The 760-nt window shown below is 52.8% G+C and carries 3 protein-coding genes; all 3 read left to right on the forward strand.

Annotated elements, in window-relative coordinates:
• The first annotated feature begins 5 nt into the window (after positions 1-5).
• Complete coding sequence (locus tag A3730_RS29965) at positions 6-149, forward strand: hypothetical protein (protein ID WP_369819119.1); 144 nt, start codon at positions 6-8, stop codon at positions 147-149.
• 25 nt (positions 150-174) lie between these two features.
• Positions 175-477: an integration host factor subunit alpha gene (gene ihfA / locus A3730_RS24295; protein ID WP_007151347.1), complete on the forward strand. Its 303-nt coding sequence runs from the start codon at positions 175-177 to the stop codon at positions 475-477.
• Positions 458-760, forward strand: a 303-nt coding sequence (locus tag A3730_RS24300) for a MerR family transcriptional regulator (protein ID WP_063539153.1), incomplete at its 3' end; no start/stop codon positions are given. The genes ihfA and A3730_RS24300, both read left to right, overlap by 20 nt.

The following is a 760-nucleotide window of genomic DNA, read 5'->3' on the forward strand; positions in this document are numbered from 1 at the left end:
ATAGCATTGGTGAAAATCGTAAAAGCCTTGCTTTGGGCTTGACCTTCCAGGACCGTTCACGCACTCTTAAGGATCAAGAGGTGAATGACCTGGTGGATGCCGTAGTATCCCAGTTAAAACAACAGTTTAACGCCGCCTTAAGGGACTGAATTAAGGAAGGGCAGGGAGCTATTAATGGGAGCGCTGACCAAAGCGGATATGGCCGAGCGTTTGTTCGAGGAGTTAGGCCTGAACAAACGTGAAGCAAAAGAAATGGTGGAAATGTTTTTTGAAGAGATCCGCCATTCACTGGAAAACAATATCCCGGTGAAGCTCTCCGGCTTCGGCAATTTCGATCTCAGGGACAAGAGCGAACGACCAGGGCGCAACCCGAAAACCGGTGAGGAAATCCCCATCACCGCCCGTCGGGTTGTTACCTTTCGTCCAGGACAAAAATTAAAACAACGGGTTGAGGCCTATGCTGGAACCAAGTCATAACGACGAATTGCCGGCGATTCCAGGAAAGCGCTATTTCACCATTGGTGAAGTCAGCGACCTGTGTGACGTAAAACCGCACGTGTTGCGCTATTGGGAACAGGAATTTCCCCAGCTCAAGCCCGTGAAACGCCGTGGTAACCGTCGTTACTATCAGCGCCAGGACGTGCTGATGATCCGCCAGATTCGCAGCCTGCTGTACGATCAGGGCTTCACCATCGGCGGTGCCCGTCAACAGCTCTCCGGCGGCGCCAACGCGGAACAGGCCACCCAGTACCACCAGCTC

The sequence above is a fragment of the Alcanivorax sp. HI0044 genome (assembly GCF_001634945.1).